The organism is Flavobacteriales bacterium (assembly GCA_030584065.1).
Classification (GTDB): Bacteria; Bacteroidota; Bacteroidia; order Flavobacteriales_F; family PHOS-HE28; genus PHOS-HE28.
The window spans coordinates 18,734-35,379 of the sequence record CP129489.1 but is presented as its reverse complement, the minus strand read 5'-3'; the positions used below and the strand labels follow the sequence as shown (position 1 = coordinate 35,379).

Here is a 16,646-nt window from a genome sequence, read left to right as displayed (position 1 = left end):
GCGCCGGTCAGCGGTTGGCGACAAGGCCGTCCAGCACGCCGGCCATACCGCCAGCCAGCGCGCGGCGGTCGTAGCGCGCATAGGCGGCGGCATCCACGGGCGGGGCATCGAAGAGCGCCCGCACCCGTGCGGCATCGGTTGCGGAAGGCGTTGGGGGCAGCAGCAGGTGGGCCTCGCCGAGCACGCGCGCCGCATCGCCGTCGCGCGGGCCCACAGCAAGGATGGGCCGGCCCGTGCTCAGGTACTCATAGAGCTTGGTGGGCAGGATCCCGTGCTGATTGGCGGTGGTGTTGATGGGCAGCAGCAGCACGCGCGCCCGCGCGATCTCACGCATGGCCTCCGCCCGCGGCAGGTGGCCCATGCGCTCCACATGCGCGCCAAGGCCAGCGGCATTCACGCTGGCGATCACGCTGGCATCGACCGGGCCCACGAACCGCAGCCTGAAGCGCGCGGCGAAGCCCTCATCATCTGCGCAGAGCCGTGCAAGCAGCTTCCACAGGCCGGGCTGGTCGCGCGTGGGGCTCATCGATCCGGCATGCACCAGCGAGCACTCCTCATCCACCTGCACCGGCGCGCGCGGGAGATCGGCGGGATCATAGCCATTGGTGACCACTGCCACGTCCCTGGCGCCGAGCGCCTCCAGTTCCTTTGCCCAGCGCCAGCTCACGGTGACCACACGGTCGGCGCTAGCGAGCACCGTGCGCTCCATCCGGCGATGGCGCGCATCGGCCCAGCGCGTGAGGCTCAGCTGCTGGTAATAGTCGATGCCCGTCCAGGGATCGCGGAAATCGGCCACCCAGCGCACGCCCAGGGCCCGCTTGAGCCCAAGGCCCACCAGGTGCATGCTGTGCGGCGGACCGGTGGTGACCACGGCATCGACGGGATGCTCGCGCAGGTACTCGCGGAGGTACCGGATGGACGGCCGCACCCACCACACGCGCGCATCGGGCACGAAGAGGTTGCTGCGCACCCACAGCGCCAGTCGCTCCTTCCAGCCCGGCGCACCGCTCCCCTCCTCCTTCAGGAAGGCGGTCTGGATGCGCGCGTCCTGCGCCCTGCCGGTGAATCGCTTGTACAGGCCGAAGGGCTCGGTAATGGGCCGCTTGATCACCTCAAGGCCCGGCGCCACATCGCGCAGCAGGCCTTCGTCCACCGCCGCCATCTCGGGGTTCGAGGGCGTGTACACCACGGGGCTCCAGCCGTGCTCAGGCAGGTACCGGCACATCTTCAGCCAGCGCTGACCGCCCACCCCGGCGTTGGGCGGCCAGTAGTAGGTGATCACCAGCACCCGCTTCATGCCCCGGCGTTGGCGAGGGCCTTGCGCGCCTCCAGGCCGAGGACACCTAGCGCGAGCAGCAGCACCAGCAACGAGGCTCCGAGCATCACGGGCTGCGCAGCCGCATAGGCCCTCCCCTGCACGGCGAACACCACCTTGTGCTCGCCGGCGGGCACCGCCAAGGCGCGCAGCACATAGTCGGCGCGGGCGTGCGCGGCCGGCGCACCATCGATGCTGGCCTGCCAGTCGGGGCCGTACCAGATGCTGCTGAACACCACGATGCCGCCCTTCTCCGAGCGCACGGTGTACTCCTGCCGGTCGGTGGCATAGCGGTCCAGCGTCACGGTGGCCGTGGGATCCGGCACGGGCCGGGCATCACCGATGGCCGCGCGCTGGCGCTCATCGAGCAGCACGGTGCGCGCGGGATCGATGCCGCCCAATGCGGTGATCTCCTCATCGGCGCTCTTCACCCACCGGGCCTCCTCCACGAACCAGGCGCTCCCCAGGGAATTGGTGTTGAGGATGGGCGGCCGCTCGTTGCTGTAGATGAGGTAGCGCGCGTTGAGCATGTTCAGCACCGGCTCCTGCGCCAGCAGGCTGTCGATGCGCGCTATTGTGGCGCCTTCGCCGAAGCCGGCGGCGACACGCCCGATGGCGGGCCGCAGGTGGAACTCGATGAGCTCCTGGTAGCGCTCCAGCTTGGCGCCGTGGTAGCCGCCGATGCTCTTGTGGAAGTAGCTCACCCGCGAATCGTTGAAGGGGTTGCCCATCCACAGCACACGATAGTCGGTGGCGCGCCGGAGCGCCGCGTAGCGCAGCATCTGGTCCTCCTCCTTGCTCATCACGCGGTCGGCGCCGCGCGCCGCGGCCCGCTTCTGCTTCGCGCGCTCGAGTGCCTGCCTGTACCAAGCATCTGCGGCGGGCGTCCACTCCTGCTGCAGGATGGCCTGATCGGCTGCGTTCGGCTTGTGCGGGAAGAGGCTGGCCTTGGCGTCCTCCCATGCCAGGTAGCGGCCCTTGTCCTTCTCGTTGTTCACGTAGCGCTTGTCCACCGGCCACAGGTCGGCGATGAACAGGATGCCGAGCAGTGCGATGAAGGCGGGCTTGGGCAGCCTGCCGCGACCGAACAGGAAGAGGGCCAGCGCGGCGGCGAGCACGAAACCGAAGCTGCGCCACGCATCGGCACTGACCACATCCGCGCGGTACGCCTTGATGCCATCGACCAGGAGGCGCACATCGGCCTCGGGTGCAGCACCGGAATCGATGCGCTCGTTGAATGCGGCACGCTCCGCATCGCTGAGCAGCTGGATGAAGGCGGCGGGCGCCATGGCCAGCGCCAGCAGCAGCGCGAGCAGGGCGCCGGCCGGCACCAGGAAGCGGCGCTCCTTCGCCTTGTCCCACGCGCCCTCGCGCAGCAGGCGGTCAAGGTGCACCATGCCGAGCACGGGCACCGCGAGCTCCACGATCACGAGGATGATGGTGACCGCGCGGAATTTGCTATAGCCCGGCACGAGGTCGAGGAAGAAGTCGGTGAGGGGCATCAGGTTGCGCCCCCAGCTCAGCAGCAGGGTGAGCACCAGCGCAGCGAAGAGCGCATAGGCCAACGTATCGCGCATGGCCCACAGGCCGGCAAGCAGGTAGACGACCACCAGGCCGCCCATGAGCCACGAGGCCTTCACCCCCCAGAGCGTGGCGACGCCCGTTGCCGCATCGACCGCCATGCTGTTGTTGATGAACACGAGCAGCAGCGCCAGCAGGAGCGCGCTGAACATCCACCAGCCGGCACGGCCGGTGGCGGCACCGGCCATCACCAGCAGCAGCAGCACGGCGATCGCACCCACGTAAACCGGGCCCGAGGTGAAGTCCTGATCGCCCCAATAAGCGTTCACGTAGCCGCCGCCCTGGTACTCCTTCACCACCGCGTTGCGGAAAGCGGGGTCCTCGATGCGGCGGAAGTCGTCCTGCTTCTGGATGATGGAGGCCGACGCGCCGCCCTTCGCGTTGGGCACCAGCAGCGTAAGGCTCTCCTGCTTGCCGTAGCTCCACTGCGTCACATAGTCGCGGTCGAGTCCGCTGGTCTGCTTGGCCGCTGCTGCGGCGCCCTCCGGGGTGATGGTGAGCTCGCTTCGGCCGCGCGTAGTGTAGCTGCCGTACTCGTAGGTGGTCCACAGCATGCCCAGGTTGCAGGCGAGCGCCAGCGCCACGCCGCCAAGCCCTAGCGCGGCGCGCCGCGCCAGGTCGGCCGCCTGCCCCTCGCGGATGGCGCGTGCGGCTTCCGCCAGGGCCAGCAGCACCAGAACGAATCCCAGGTAGTAGGTGATCTGCACGTGGTTCATCATCACCTCGAGGCCCAGGAAGAGCGCCAGCAGGGCCGCGCCGAGCAGCGCCCGCCCGCGCAGCAGCACCCACGCCGCGCCCAGCACCATGGGGGCGTAGCCGATGGCGTTGGCCTTGCTGTTGTGGCCCGCCTCCAGGATGACGAAGAAATAGGAGCTGAATCCGAACGCGATGGCGCCCACGATGCTCAGCCAGGGATCCACCCGCAGGCACCGCAGCAGGATGTACATGCCCAGCAGGTAAAGGAAGAGGAAGCTCATGGGCCGGGGCAGGAAGCCATGGAAAGCCTGATCGGCGAAGCGCAGCAGGTTGGCCGGCCACAGCACGGTGATCTGGTAGGCCGGCATGCCGCTGAACATGCTTCCGGTCCACAGCGGGTCCTCGTCGGTGGCCTCGCGGTGCTCGAGGATCTCCTGGGCCATGCCCTGCCAGTTGCGCAGGTCGCCCTGCACCAGGCGCTTGCCCTCCAGGGCGGGACTGAAATAGACGAGGCTGAGCGCGTAGAACACGGCGAGCGCCGCCAGCACGGGCAGCAGCTTCTTCAGGATGGGCTTCATGCGGGATGAGGCAGGTTACTTGATCTCCTCGAAATCGGCATCGATGATGGTGCCCCGTGGCGCAGGGGAGCCATCGCCTGCGCGGGGCGCCTCCTCCACGCGGACGTGCCCTGGCGGGCGGTGCGGTCCGGGCCCAGGGGCCGGCCGCGCCGCGGCGCTGCGGCGCATGATGAGCCGAACGAGCCAAAGGATGAGCAGCAGTACCGCGATGGTGCGGATCGTACCGGTGAAGCTGGCTTCGGCGATGGGCATGGCGGCGAAGGTACTGGGGGCGGATCTTGGTCGGAGCCGCGGCGGAATCGCCCTGCCGGCGAAGCCCGCCCGGTGCTGGGCGCACAAACCGTACCTTCGCGGCCTCCGCGTGCCGCTCGGGCGCGCGCATCCCCTCAATCCGCTCGCGATGTCCTCCTTCGATTCGCTCGGCCTCCGGGCGGAGCTGCTCCGTTCGCTCACCGACCTCGGCTGGCAGCAGCCCACACCCGTTCAGGAGCGCGCCATCCCGCAGCTGCTCTCCACCGACCAGGACGTGGTGGTGCTCGCCCAGACCGGCACCGGCAAGACCGGCGCCTTCGGCCTGCCCCTGCTCATGGACATCGATGCCGGGGAGCGCGGCGTGCAGGCCTTGGTCCTGGCCCCCACGCGCGAGCTCTGCGTGCAGATCACCGGCGACCTGGAGCGGTTCGCCCAGCACCTGCCCGGTGTGCGCCCCGTGGCCGTGTACGGCGGCGCCAACATCCGCGACCAGATCCGGGCCATCCAGCGTGGCGCCAACATCGTGGTGGCCACCCCCGGCCGCTTGCTCGATCTCCTCGGCCGTGAGGCCGTTGACCTGAGCGCCGTGCACACCGTGGTGCTCGACGAGGCCGACGAGATGCTCAACATGGGCTTCCAGGAGGACCTCACCGACATCCTGCAGGCCACGCCCGGCGACAAGCGCACCTGGCTCTTCAGCGCCACCATGAGCGGGGAGGTGCGCGCCATCGCCAAGCGCTACATGCGCGACACCGTGGAGCTGCAGGTGGGCGAGCGCAACGCGTCAGCCGCATCGATCCAGCACCAGTACTGCGTGGTGCACGCACGCGACCGCTTCGCCGCGCTCAAGCGCTTCATCGATGCCGAGCCCGACCTCTTCGCCATCGTCTTCTGCCGCACCAAGCATGAAACGCAGGAACTCGCCACTGCCCTCATCAAGGACGGCTTCGTGGCGGATGCCATCCATGGCGACCTGAGCCAGGCCCAGCGAGACCATGTGATGGGCCGCTACCGTGCCCGCACCCTGCAGCTGCTGATCGCCACCGATGTGGCCGCCCGGGGCATCGATGTGAGCGATGTGACGCACGTGATCCACTTCGACCTTCCCGGCGAGGCCGAGAGCTACACCCACCGCAGCGGCCGCACCGCACGCGCCGGGCGAACCGGCATCTCCCTGAGCATCATCGGCCTCCGCGACGTGGGCAAGATCCGACAGCTCGAGCGGGCCCTCAAGACCCACTTCACCTACGTGCGCGTGCCGGGTGGCGGCGACATCGGCAAGGCCCAGGTGGTGGCCTACATGCACAAGCTGAAGGGCGTGGAGGTGGACCATGACGCCCTCGCCTCCATCCTCCCCACGGCCCACCAGGAACTCAGCGCCTTCAGCAAGGAGGAGCTCATCGAGCGCTTCATGAGCGTGGCCTTCAACCGCCTCATCACGCAGTTCCGCGACCTGCCCGACCTCAACGTGGACATGAGCCGCAAGGACCACACCGCCCGCGTGGAGCGGCCCTCCTCGCGCGAGCGCTTCAGCACGGGCAAGCAGATGTTCATCAACCTGGGCAGCGCCGACGGCTTCGACAAGGGGAAGATGCTCGGCTATGTCTGCGGCATCAGCGGCGTGCAGGGCGATGTGATCGGGCGCATGCTCATCAAGGACGTGTACTCCTTCATCGACATCGAGCCCGCGCACTTCGAGCAGGTGTTCAATGCCTTCAAAGGCGCCAACTACAAGGGCCGGAAGGTGCGCGTCGACGAGGCACAGGGGCCACAAGGCGGCGCACCGCGCCACGATGCGCCGCGCCCCCCGCGTGAAGGCGGCTATCAAGGCGGCGGGTACAAAGGCGGCGGATACAAGGGCGGAGCCCAAGGCAACCGCTCCCACCAAGGCAGCTACCGTGGCCGCGAGGAGCGGGGCGGTCCTCCCCAGCGCGGCAGCTACCAGAAGAAGGAGGGTTTCTACGAGCCCAAGCCGAAGTTCCCAAGGAAGGGCAAGGCCTGATCGGCAGGAAAGAGAAAGCGGCCCTTCACCAGGACCGCTCACTCCCCGCCCGTGCGGGTCGCTCCTTTACCCTGCGCTCACGCATGCACTCGCTGCTCCTGCAGGATGCGCTGCGCGATGTCCAGGATACGCGTGTCATCAAGCGCCACCACGCCGCCATCCGGGCCCGGCTCCAAGTGCACGCCCATGGGCCGCCCGTTGGGGTGGGTGTAGCCGCCGAAGTAGTTCCAGACGCTCTCCACGGTCACATCCAGCTCGCGCGCGATGCGGTGGATGCTCCCATCAGGCAGGTTGTCCTTGATCCGCCGCAGCTCATTGAAGGTGATGTTCATGATGGGATGGGTTTGGTTGATGCGTCAGAAAGGTAAGCGCGCGAAACCCCGTTTCCAAGCGCCCCGCGGCACGGTCTTGGGTGGCGCGCGCTACCTTCACCACCATGCGTGCCTCCGGTTGTGCAGTCCTGCTGGGCCTGCTGCTCTCCACCCCCCCCGTAGGCGCCCAACAATACGACCTGCGCACCTTCTCCCTCGAGCAGGGACTGCCCAGCGCTGCGGTCAACGACCTCTGCGAGGACGCCGAGGGCTTCCTCTGGGTGGCCACCGACCAGGGCGTGGCGCGTGGCCAAGGACTGCGGTTCGAGGCTTATGGACGCGCCCATGGCTTGCCGGGCGATGAGGTGACCGCCCTCCTTCCCCAATCGGACGGCACACTGTGGCTGGGCTTGCGCAATGGCACGCTCGCCATGTGGAGCAACGGCGCCATCACCCCTTGGGACGGTACCGGGCTGCCCCGCCACCCTGTTCGCGCCCTGCTGCCCGACGGCGCAGGAGGCCTGTGGCTGGCCAGCCGGGGCGGAGGCATCTGGCGCATCGCCGCAGGCGAACGGGAGGCCCGCCCCCTGAACGAGGGGCTGCCCGCGCTCCGCATCAATGCCATCGCCCAGCAGCCCGGTGGCCCGCTGCTGGCCGCCACCGACAGCGGCTTGGCGGTGCTTAAGGGAGCGCGATGGCAGCCCATGCCCGTGCCCGCCCTGCCTTCGTCACGCGTGCTGGCCCTCTTCGCCGACAGCCTGGGCGTGCTGGCCGGGACAGACAAGGGCTACCTGGAGCTCGATACCGCCATGCGTCCACTGCCCGTGGAGCAGCGCTTCGCCGGGCACCACCCGCTGGCCCTGCCCCACCCCGTGGTGCTCACCGCGCTGCGCGCCGCCAACGGCGACCTCTGGCTCGGCACGCCTGGCGGCTTGGTGCACCTTACCCGGCAAGGCGGCCTGCCCGTGCTGAAAGCCATCACCGAGGCCAATGGACTGGGGCACGATCTGGTGCGCTGCCTTCATCAGGACCGCAGCGGCGGCATCTGGGCCGGCACCGCCTTCGGCGGCATCAGCAAATTCACCAGCGACGCATTCCTGTACTTCACCGAGCGCGACGGGCTGCGCTCGCGCATCGTGAGCGCCATCCACCGAACCCCCGACGGGTTGCTGTGGCTGGGCACCCAAGGCGGTGGCGTGGCCTGCTGGGACGGCACCCGCCTACGCTCCTACGGCCGCGAAGAAGGCCTTCCATCGCTCTTCGTCACCTGCCTCGGCGAGGACGCCCGGGGGCACCTGCTCGTGGGTACCGCCATGCATGGGGTGCATCGGCTGAACGGCGATCGGTTCCAGCCCGCTCTCCAATCAGGGCACCTTGACGACGACCGCATCCATGCCATCCGAACAGGGCCTGACGGCCGCGCCTGGGTGGGTGCCTCCACCGGCCTCCACCGCGAGGGCCTTGACGGCCGCTTCGTGGCGTACAGCGGCATTGCACAGCCTGTCACCGCCCTGCTGCTGCATGCCGACACGCTCTGGGCCGGTACGGACAGCGGCCTCGTGGCGCTGCCCCTCGCCGGTGGCCCCCCAAGTGCCCTTCGGCATCCGCGCCTGCCGCGGGTGCGCATCACCGCGCTGGTGCGCGACACCCCGGGCAACCTGTGGGTGGGCACCGCTGGCGATGGGCTCTACCGCGTGCAGGGCAGCCGCATGGGGCATTACACCGACGACGACGGCCTGCAGAACCTGGCCGTGGAAGCCTTGGCGCTCGACGCTCAGGAGAACCTGTGGCTGGGAACCCGCAAGGGCATCCACCAGGTGGAGCTCGATGCCCTGCAGGAGCAGGTGCTCGGCATCAGGGCCTACGGGCCCGATGACGGCTTCATCGGCATCGAGAGCCTGCGCGGGGCCGCACTGCTCGACAACGACAGCGCGCTCTGGTTCGGCACCGTGCGCGGCGCCATCCGTTACGACCCCCGCCTGGTGGTGGACGATCCGCGCGAGCCATTGGTGCACCTCACCGAGCTGCAGCTCTTCTACGAGAAGCCGGACTGGACACCCTGGTGCGAGCGCATGGGTGGGAATGGATTGCCCGAAGGGCTGGAGCTGCCACACGACCGCAACCACCTCACCTTCGCCTTCACCGGCATCTCCCTGGCCTTCCCCGAGAAAGTGCGCTACCGCTGGATCCTGGAAGGGTACGACCCCGACTGGAGCCCCATCACCGCCACCCAGCGCGTCACCTACAGCAACATCCCTCCCGGCAGCTACACCTTCAAGGTGATGGCCCGCAACGCGAGCGGCGTGTGGAATGCCGAGCCCATCGCCTTCACCTTCACCGTGGCTCCGCCCTTCTGGCAGACGCCCACCTTCCGCATCGGCGGGGGCGCCACTTTACTATTGGCCTTCTTCGGCTTCGTGCGCGTACGCGAGCGGCAGCTGCGGCGCGACCGCGAACGACTGGAAGCCACCGTGGCCCACCGCACACGCGAGTTGGCCACCGAGAAGGACCGCAGCGAGCGGCTCCTGCTCAACATCCTGCCCGCTTCCACCGCCGAGGAGCTCAAGACCAAGGGCACTGCCGAGGCCCGACGCTACGAGCGTGCCACCGTGCTCTTCAGCGACTTCAAGGGCTTCACGCACTTCAGCAGCCGCATGGACACCGATACGCTGGTGGCCGAGCTGGACCACTACTTCCGACTCTTCGATTCCCTTTGCGACCGCCACCGGCTGGAAAAGATCAAGACCATCGGGGATGCCTATATGTGCGCCGCGGGTCTGCCCGAGCCCTCGCCCCAGCACGCCCTGCAGGCCGTGGTGATGGCCCTGGGCATGCTCGAGGCCGTGGAACGCAGCAATTCCGAGCGGCGCTCCAAAGGCCTTCAGGAATGGCCCGTGCGCATCGGCCTGCACAGCGGGCCCGTGGTGGCCGGCGTGGTGGGCGAGAAGAAGTTCGCCTATGACATCTGGGGCGATACCGTGAACCTGGCCAGTCGCATGGAGGCCAATGGCGAGGCCGGCCGCGTGAACATCAGCGGGCCCGTCTACGCCCAGGTGATGGGCTACATCGAGGCCCAGCCGCGCGGCCCCATCCAGGTGAAGGGCAAGGGCGAGGTCCAGATGTACTTCGCGCTGCGCCTGAAGCCCCGCTACAGCGCCGATGCGCAGGGGCTGTTGCCGAATGCGGAGCTGCTGAAGGCGCTGGGGGCATGATCCGCAGGGGTGCATGGCGAGTGCGCAGCGGAGGCGCTATAGGCGACGGGATCCCGTGCCGGCTGTCAGCATGCGCTGAATGAGATGGCGCCGCTTGGCCTGAGCCGCCTACCTTGTCCGATCAAGCGAGCATCCATGGCCTCCTCACCCGACCACCAGGCCCACCGCCTGCTCCTTTCCGGCGCCTGGCTCCTGTTGCTGGGCCTGCTCACCGGACTGCTGGTTCCGGCCTTGGCCAATCCGCGCATGGGGCTCAGCAGCCACATCGAGGGAGTGCTCAACGGGATGCTGCTCCTGCTGCTGGGGCTGCTGTGGCCCCGCCTGGTGCTCACCGACCGGTGGCGCCGCATCGCGGCCGCCTGCGCCATCTACGGCACCTTCGCCAACTGGGCCACCATGCTGATCGCGGCCGCGCTCAATGCCGGCGGACAGCTCACCGTAGCGGCTGAAGGCCGCACGGGCAGCCCGCTCGCCGAAGGCATCGTGAACTTCGGCTTGGCTTCGCTCACGCTGGCGATGCTCGCGGCGGCCGTGACCATCATCGCGGGATTGCGGCGCCGCGGCGCATAGCTCTGCTCTGGCTGATTACCGGGAAGGCAACAACAGGCTGCAGCCCCCCAACCGGGCGCCCCCGCGTACCGCTTGGCCCAAGCGGCGCATCATCATCGTGCCCCGACCGTGACCTGACCTGCCCCTCAGCGCTTGCGCTCTTCCTTCATCCGCCCGCGCTGCTCCACGCCCTCCTTGCGGTGCTCCATGCGCTTCTCCATACCCTCCTTCCGCTGCTCACGCATGGCCTGCCACTTCGTGAACTGCTCTGCGGTGAGGATGGCCTTCATCTCCGCCTCGTGCTCGGCGCGGCGCTTATCCATCTCGGCGCGTTTGGCCTCGCGCTCGGTCTTCAGCTGGGCGCGCCGGGCCTCGGCCTCCTGGGCGTGCTGCAGGTGCAGGGCCTGCACCTTCGCGGCCTGTTCCGGCGTGAGCTCGAGCACAGTGGTCAACCTTTCGGTGCGTGCCTTGGCTGTTTCCTCCGGACTGCGCTGCGGCTTGTCCTGCGCGCTGGCCAGGCCTGCGACCAGAAGGCTCGCCGATATCACGATGGGCTTGATCATGTTGCTTGGGTTTACCGCTCTGACCCGCCCGTGGCGTGCAGGTTCAACCGGATGAAGCACCGTTAACATCTCTTCGCATCCTCATCCTTTCCATACGAAGAACGCATCGGGGATGTCCCAGGCCCTGCCCTTTGCGTCGCGCACTACCACGTGCACGCGGAAGGGCGTGCCGGGCGGCAGGTTCTGGATCATCTGGCGCTGGTAGGGTGTGATCTCGGCCTTCTCTCCGCCAGCGGACGCGTCCTTCCCCTTGCAGTCCTTGATGCAGAAGGTGAGCGAGACGATGCGCGCGCCGGGGACGCAGCCTTGCACATCCACCGCCTTGAGGCCGCTCCATTGCGCGGCGGTGATGTCGCCGCTGGACTTGCCGCCGAGCAGGATGCGTGGCGAGCCGCCCTCAGGAACGAAGGCGCGCGGTTCAAGCGGTGAAGCCAGCAGAACGGAAGCAAGGAGAAGCGTGACCGTGTTCATGACCATTGGGTTTGCCGGGAAATGCGTGCGCCGCGCTGGGGTAACGCGGCGCACGGCATCGGCTGTCCCAGGATCAACGCTCCATCACCAGCGGCAGCGCAAGGAGCGAACGGCCATCGCGGAGCGCAATGACCAGGCAACGGCTCGGGGCAATGCCTTCAGCCGTGAGGCTTAAGCGCAACAGCTGTGCGCCGCTCAGCTCAACCCACTGATCACCCCGTTGGCATCGATGTCCATGCCTTCCGCGGCAGGCACCTCGGGCAGGCCGGGCATGCGCATGATCTCGCCGCAGATGGGCACCACGAAGCCGGCGCCGGCGCTGATCTCGATGTCGCGCACGGTGATGCGGAAGCCGGTGGGCGCGGCGCGCAGGTCCTTGTTGTCGCTGAAGCTGTATTGCGTCTTGGCCATGCACACCGGCACGCCGTTGAGGCCGAGCTTGTCGATGCGGCGCAAGGCGGTCTCGGCATCGCCGCTGTAGTCCACGCCATCGGCGCGGTAGATCTCCTTCGCGATGGTCTCGATCTTCTGCTTGATGGAGAGCGACAGGCCGTACAGCGGTTTGAACTCGCTCTTGCCCTCTTCGATCACGCGGAGCACGGCGCTGGCAAGGTCCGTCATGCCATCTCCGCCTTTCGCGAAGCCCTGAGCGAGCACCGCCTCGGCACCGCGCTCGGTGCAGTAGGCCTTGATCATGTCGATCTCCTCGGGCGTGTCCGTGGGGAAGTGGTTGATGGCCACCACGGCCTTCACGCCGAACTTGCTGATGTTCTCGATGTGGCGGCCCAGGTTGGCGAGGCCGGCCTTCAGCTTGTCGGGCGCGGCGTTGTTCACTTCCTTCACGTCCACACCGCCGTGGTAGCGCAGCGCGCGCACCGTGGCCACGATCACCGCGGCGCTCGGCTTCAGCCCCGCTGCACGGCACTTGATGTCGAAGAACTTCTCGGCGCCCAGGTCCGCTCCGAAGCCCGCCTCGGTCACCACGTAATCGCCGAGGCTGAGGCCCATCTTGGTGGCGAGCACGCTGTTCACGCCCTGCGCGATATTGGCGAAGGGACCGCCGTGCAGGATGGCGGGATTGCCCTCCAGCGTCTGCACCAGGTTCGGCTTGATGGCGTCCTTGAGCAGGATGGCCATGGCGGCCTCGGCCTTCAGGTCGCGGGCGTAGACGGGCGTGCGGTCCCAGCGCTGGCCCACGTAGATGTCACCGAGGCGCTTCTTCAGGTCCTCGAAGCTGGTGGCGAGGCAGAGGATGGCCATCACCTCGCTGGCGGGCGTGATGTTGAAGCCATCCTCGCGCGGCACGCCGCCGTTCACGCCGCCCAGGCCGATGGTGATCTTCCGCAGGGCGCGGTCGTTCATGTCCATCACGCGCTTCCAGGCGATGGTGCGCGGATCGATGCCAAGCGAGCGCTTGCGGTTCTGCAGGTTGTTGTCGATGAGCGCGGCGAGGAGGTTGTTGGCCTTCTCGATGGCCGCGAAGTCGCCGGTGAAGTGGAGGTTGATGTCCTCCATGGGCACCACCTGCGCGTAGCCGCCGCCGGCCGCACCGCCCTTCATGCCGAACACGGGACCCAGGCTCGGCTCGCGCAGCACCACGGTGCTCTTCTTCCCGAGCTTGTTGAGGCCCTCGTTCAGGCCGATGCTGGTGGTGGTCTTGCCTTCGCCGGCCGGCGTGGGGCTCACAGCGGTGACGAGGATGAGCTTGCTCTTCGCGGCCTTGGCATCATCGATGAGCGTGAGCGGCAGCTTGGCCTTGGTGCGGCCATAGGGCTCGATCACCTCCGGGTCGATGCCGAGCCGCTCCGCGATCCGCGCGATGGGCTTCAGTTGGGCTTTCTGGGCGATCTCGAGGTCGGTGGGGAATGCCATGCGTGCAGGACTTGGTGCGCGAAGGAACCGCAAAGGGGCGAAGGCGCAAAGCCCCGGCATGCCGGAACCCTGGGGATGCCCGGGCATCCCGCCCGACACCCTGACGCCCATCAACCTGGAGGTCCTCGCCGGGCGCTTCCTTTAGAACAACGAGATCATCCAGCGCTCATGAACCGCTATCAGTTCCTCGCAGGCCTCCTGCTCCTATCTGGCGCCGTTATCCGGGTGCATGCGCAGGCGGACGCCATGCCCCAAGCGGAGCCGGAAGGGACCGCGACCGCCATATGGGTGGATGCCGGCGTCGGTATCGCCTCGAAGGGCTTTGTCTATCGGGGCGGGGCCCACCTCATGCTGCGCCCGGTCATCCTCTCCATCGGCGTCGGGCAGGTCAGCGGCAAGAGCGGCCTCAACATCTCCAATGAATGGGAGCGCATGAGCACGGTGCACGCCATGGCGAGTTACGTCCTCACTCCGCCGGGCACGCGGGTGATGGCCTCTGTCGGTGCGGGAGTGGGCTATGGACAGTATGAAGAGCACGCCTTGGCGCCCGGCAGCAACTGGCTCCTCGACCCCGTTTATGAAACGCGCAAGGCCGCGATGCTCGACTTCCCGATACAGCTCATGGCCAACTTTCTCGTCCGCTTGGACCTTGGCCTCTTCGCGGGCTTTGAGGGCCATGTGAACGGGGAGATGCCCACAGCAGGCTTCGTGGTCGGCGTGCGCTTCGCGCCAATCGAATAGCGCGCGACGGCCGGACCCGCGGAGCTGTGCCTACTGCACACCGAAACCGGCCTTCCTCAGGTCCTGCCAGAAGCCCGGGTAGCTCTTATTCACCACCTGCGGATCCTCGATGGTGATGCTGCCGAGCCGCAGCGCGAGCGGCGCCAGCGACAGCGCCATGCGGTGGTCGATGTCGGGGTGGAAGCTCATGGGCGAATCGGCGGTGATGCCCTGCTTCACGGCGAAGGCGCCATCGGCGAAGGCGGATTGGCCGCCCATCCGCGCGATGGCATCGGCCACCGCGCGCAGGCGATCGGTCTCCTTCACGCGGAGGTTGTCGAGGCCTGTGAGTACCGCAGGCTGGCCCAGTGCGGCCAAGGTGAAGGCCAGGGGCTGGAAGAGATCGGGCACGTGCTTCAGGCTTCGCGGCAGGTCCTCCCATTTGCCGGGCGGTGCGCGATGGCTGATCCGGGCGCCTTCATCGGTGAATCGCGTCTCCACCCAGGGAGCCCAGAGGTATTGCGCCTCACGGTCGCCCTGCATGGTATCGTCGGTGAGGCCGGTGAGCAGGATGGCGCTGCCAGGCGCGAGCGCGGCGATCTCGTACCAGAACGCGGCGCTGCTCCAATCGGGCGGCACGGCAATGGGCGATGGGATGTAATCGCCGGGATCCACGCGCACGCCATCGAGCTCCAGGCGCGGGTACACGCCGAAGTGCGCGAGCATCTTCAGCGTCATGTGCACAAAGGGCTCGCTGAGGCGCGTGCCGGTCCAGCGCAGGGTGAGGCCTTCCCGCATCCGCGGCGCCACCATGAGCAGCGCGCTGAGGTACTGGCTGCTGATGGGCGAATCGAAGTGCACCTCGCCGCCCTTCAGGGCCCGGCCGCGCACGCGGTAGCCCTCCGGCACCCGCTCGATGTCCGCGCCCAATTGCCTTAGGGCGTTCACCAGGTCATCGTGCGGACGCTCGAGCAGGCGCGGGATGCCGGTGAGGATGTGCTCTTCGCCTGCGCGCACGCTGGCCCATGCGAGCAGGAAGCGGAAGGTGGTACCGCCCGCGCCGCAGTCCATCACACGCGGGGAATCGCGGAGCAGCGCTTGCATCACCCGGGTATCATCGCCATCGCTCAGGTGCGAGACGAGATTGAAGTCGTCGCAGAGCGAGGCCATGAGCAGCGCGCGGTTGCTGATGCTCTTGCTGCGGGGAAGGGCGATGGCGGTACTGATGGGCCCTTGGGGGCGCGATACGGTAACGGATGGCATGGGCGGCAAAGGAAGAACATGAGCGGCATGCTGCGCTGAGGCCATGGACGTGGCAACCGTGCGCCCGCTTACGCATGCTCCAGGCAATGCAAGACCGCGGGAACGCGCGGCCTCATGCACGCAGCGCTGATGATACTGCCTACCGGCTGCGCCTGCACCCGCCTTACCCCCTCACCAGCAAGCGGTAGTACTCCAGCGCCTCCTGCACCTGGGCGGCGGTCACCGCAACATCCACCCGGGCTGAGCCGATGCCCGTGAGCAAGGTGAAGCGGAACTGCCCGCCGCTGTTCTTCTTGTCGTTGCGCATGAGCTCGATGATCCGGTGGTCCTCGTCGCCTTGCAGCGCGAAGTGGCGATAGAGCCCCAGCAGCTGGGCGGCGATGCGGTCGCTGGCCTCGCGGGGCAGCAGGCCGAGGCGCCAGCTGAGCCAGGCCTCGCACACCATGCCCAGGGCCACCGCCTCGCCGTGCAGCAGGGCGCGCTGGCCGCCCTCCCACGAGAAGGCCTCGATACCGTGGCCGATGGTGTGGCCGAAGTTGAGCAGCTTGCGCGGGCCGGCTTCGCGCGGGTCCTCGCGCACCACTTCGGCCTTGATCGCCGCGCTGCGCTCCACCAGCGGGGCAAGCGCATCCAGGTCGTGCAACGGCGCAGCGGCGATGGCGGCGTAGTGCGCCGCATCGCGCACCAGCCCGTGCTTCACCATCTCGGCCACGCCGTTGAGCAGCTCGCGCTTGCCCAGGCTCTTGAGGAAGGGCACGTGCACGAAGACGCCCACCGGGTCATGGAACACGCCCACCACGTTCTTCACCCCGCCCAGGTCGATGCCCGCCTTGCCGCCGATGGCCGCATCCACCATGCCCATGAGCGAGGTGGGCACATGGGCGCAGCGGATGCCGCGCTTGTAGGTGCCGGCGATGAAGCCGCCCAGGTCGGTGACCACGCCGCCGCCCAGGCACACGAGCACCGCCTGGCGATCCGCCGCGCGGTCCGTGAGGTGCACCCAGATGTCATGGCAAACGGCCAGGGACTTGGACGCCTCGCCGGGCGGCACGCCGATGGTCTCGGCGTCGCGCAGCGCCGGCACACGGGCCAGCAGCTCGGGCAGCGCGTGGCGGAGCGTATTCTCATCGCCCAGCACGAAGAGGGCGGTGGGCTCGGCCGCCACCAGCGTCTCCTGCAGGGCCTGCAGCGCCCCTTCGCCCAACGCAACGGGGTGGCCGCCGGCATCCAGGAGGCGGCTATCGGTGCGCTTGGGGACCAT

General features: G+C 68.2%; 13 protein-coding genes. 4 read left to right on the top strand and 9 right to left on the bottom strand.

What is annotated here, in order from left to right; genetic code table 11:
• Positions 1 to 7: 7 nt before the first annotated feature.
• The 3 genes from QY325_00135 to QY325_00125 are packed head-to-tail and all read right to left on the bottom strand — an operon-like array spanning position 8 to position 4,422.
• Entirely contained in the window at positions 8 to 1,297 is a 1,290-nt protein-coding gene (locus QY325_00135; GenBank protein WKZ66346.1) for a glycosyltransferase, read from the bottom strand.
• Positions 1,294 to 4,170: a hypothetical protein gene (locus QY325_00130; protein ID WKZ66345.1), complete on the bottom strand. Its 2,877-nt coding sequence runs from the start codon at positions 4,168 to 4,170 to the stop codon at positions 1,294 to 1,296. Before QY325_00130 ends, QY325_00135 begins: the two co-directional genes overlap by 4 nt.
• Before the next feature lie 15 nt (positions 4,171 to 4,185).
• The gene (locus QY325_00125; GenBank protein ID WKZ66344.1) at positions 4,186 to 4,422 is read right to left on the bottom strand and encodes a hypothetical protein; all 237 of its coding nucleotides are present in this window, start codon (positions 4,420 to 4,422) and stop codon (positions 4,186 to 4,188) included.
• Between the two features lie 109 nt (positions 4,423 to 4,531).
• Between QY325_00125 and QY325_00120 the strand changes: the two genes are divergently transcribed.
• Positions 4,532 to 6,424: a DEAD/DEAH box helicase gene (locus QY325_00120; GenBank protein WKZ66343.1), complete on the top strand. Its 1,893-nt coding sequence runs from the start codon at positions 4,532 to 4,534 to the stop codon at positions 6,422 to 6,424.
• A 77-nt stretch (positions 6,425 to 6,501) separates the two neighbouring features.
• Here the strand turns inward: QY325_00120 and QY325_00115 are convergent, their stop codons facing one another.
• Positions 6,502 to 6,756, bottom strand: coding sequence for a DNA-binding protein (locus QY325_00115; GenBank protein ID WKZ66342.1), 255 nt, complete (start codon positions 6,754 to 6,756; stop codon positions 6,502 to 6,504).
• 104 nt (positions 6,757 to 6,860) lie between these two features.
• Here QY325_00115 and QY325_00110 point away from each other — a divergent pair, with 104 nt between their 5' ends.
• The gene (locus tag QY325_00110; protein WKZ66341.1) at positions 6,861 to 9,947 is read left to right on the top strand and encodes an adenylate/guanylate cyclase domain-containing protein; all 3,087 of its coding nucleotides are present in this window, start codon (positions 6,861 to 6,863) and stop codon (positions 9,945 to 9,947) included.
• 135 nt (positions 9,948 to 10,082) lie between these two features.
• A complete protein-coding gene (locus QY325_00105; protein WKZ66340.1) occupies positions 10,083 to 10,517 on the top strand; it encodes a hypothetical protein in 435 nt (144 codons plus the stop codon).
• Positions 10,518 to 10,642: 125 nt separating this feature from the next.
• Here the strand turns inward: QY325_00105 and QY325_00100 are convergent, their stop codons facing one another.
• The 3 genes from QY325_00100 to QY325_00090 form a co-directional block, all read right to left on the bottom strand.
• Positions 10,643 to 11,059, bottom strand: a complete 417-nt coding sequence (locus QY325_00100) for a hypothetical protein (protein WKZ66339.1) — start codon at positions 11,057 to 11,059, stop codon at positions 10,643 to 10,645.
• An 81-nt stretch (positions 11,060 to 11,140) separates the two neighbouring features.
• A complete protein-coding gene (locus tag QY325_00095; GenBank protein WKZ66338.1) occupies positions 11,141 to 11,530 on the bottom strand; it encodes a hypothetical protein in 390 nt (129 codons plus the stop codon).
• Between the two features lie 195 nt (positions 11,531 to 11,725).
• Complete coding sequence (locus QY325_00090) at positions 11,726 to 13,402, bottom strand: formate--tetrahydrofolate ligase (protein WKZ66337.1); 1,677 nt, start codon at positions 13,400 to 13,402, stop codon at positions 11,726 to 11,728.
• A 168-nt stretch (positions 13,403 to 13,570) separates the two neighbouring features.
• On the opposite strand from QY325_00090, the gene QY325_00085 reads away from it, so the two are divergent.
• Complete coding sequence (locus tag QY325_00085; GenBank protein WKZ66336.1) at positions 13,571 to 14,143, top strand: hypothetical protein; 573 nt, start codon at positions 13,571 to 13,573, stop codon at positions 14,141 to 14,143.
• Between the two features lie 30 nt (positions 14,144 to 14,173).
• Here the strand turns inward: QY325_00085 and QY325_00080 are convergent, their stop codons facing one another.
• Both QY325_00080 and aroB read right to left on the bottom strand, forming a co-directional pair.
• Positions 14,174 to 15,385 carry a hypothetical protein gene (locus tag QY325_00080; GenBank protein WKZ66335.1) on the bottom strand — a complete coding sequence of 404 codons (1,212 nt, stop codon included), beginning with the start codon at positions 15,383 to 15,385 and terminating at the stop codon, positions 14,174 to 14,176.
• 163 nt (positions 15,386 to 15,548) lie between these two features.
• Positions 15,549 to 16,646, bottom strand: coding sequence for a 3-dehydroquinate synthase (gene aroB / locus QY325_00075; GenBank protein ID WKZ66334.1), 1,098 nt, complete (start codon positions 16,644 to 16,646; stop codon positions 15,549 to 15,551).

Bases quoted from the DNA above. Each gene is read 5' to 3' on its own strand.
- QY325_00135 (WKZ66346.1), bottom strand. From the start codon at position 1,297: ATGAAGCGGGTGCTGGTGATCACCTACTACTGGCCGCCCAACGCCGGG.
- QY325_00130 (WKZ66345.1), bottom strand. From the start codon at position 4,170: ATGAAGCCCATCCTGAAGAAGCTGCTGCCCGTGCTGGCGGCGCTCGCC.
- QY325_00125 (WKZ66344.1), bottom strand. From the start codon at position 4,422: ATGCCCATCGCCGAAGCCAGCTTCACCGGTACGATCCGCACCATCGCG.
- QY325_00115 (WKZ66342.1), bottom strand. From the start codon at position 6,756: ATGAACATCACCTTCAATGAGCTGCGGCGGATCAAGGACAACCTGCCT.
- QY325_00110 (WKZ66341.1), top strand. From the start codon at position 6,861: ATGCGTGCCTCCGGTTGTGCAGTCCTGCTGGGCCTGCTGCTCTCCACC.
- QY325_00105 (WKZ66340.1), top strand. From the start codon at position 10,083: ATGGCCTCCTCACCCGACCACCAGGCCCACCGCCTGCTCCTTTCCGGC.
- QY325_00100 (WKZ66339.1), bottom strand. From the start codon at position 11,059: ATGATCAAGCCCATCGTGATATCGGCGAGCCTTCTGGTCGCAGGCCTG.
- QY325_00095 (WKZ66338.1), bottom strand. From the start codon at position 11,530: ATGAACACGGTCACGCTTCTCCTTGCTTCCGTTCTGCTGGCTTCACCG.
- QY325_00090 (WKZ66337.1), bottom strand. From the start codon at position 13,402: ATGGCATTCCCCACCGACCTCGAGATCGCCCAGAAAGCCCAACTGAAG.
- QY325_00085 (WKZ66336.1), top strand. From the start codon at position 13,571: ATGAACCGCTATCAGTTCCTCGCAGGCCTCCTGCTCCTATCTGGCGCC.
- QY325_00080 (WKZ66335.1), bottom strand. From the start codon at position 15,385: ATGCCATCCGTTACCGTATCGCGCCCCCAAGGGCCCATCAGTACCGCC.
- aroB (WKZ66334.1), bottom strand. From the start codon at position 16,646: ATGGTCCCCAAGCGCACCGATAGCCGCCTCCTGGATGCCGGCGGCCAC.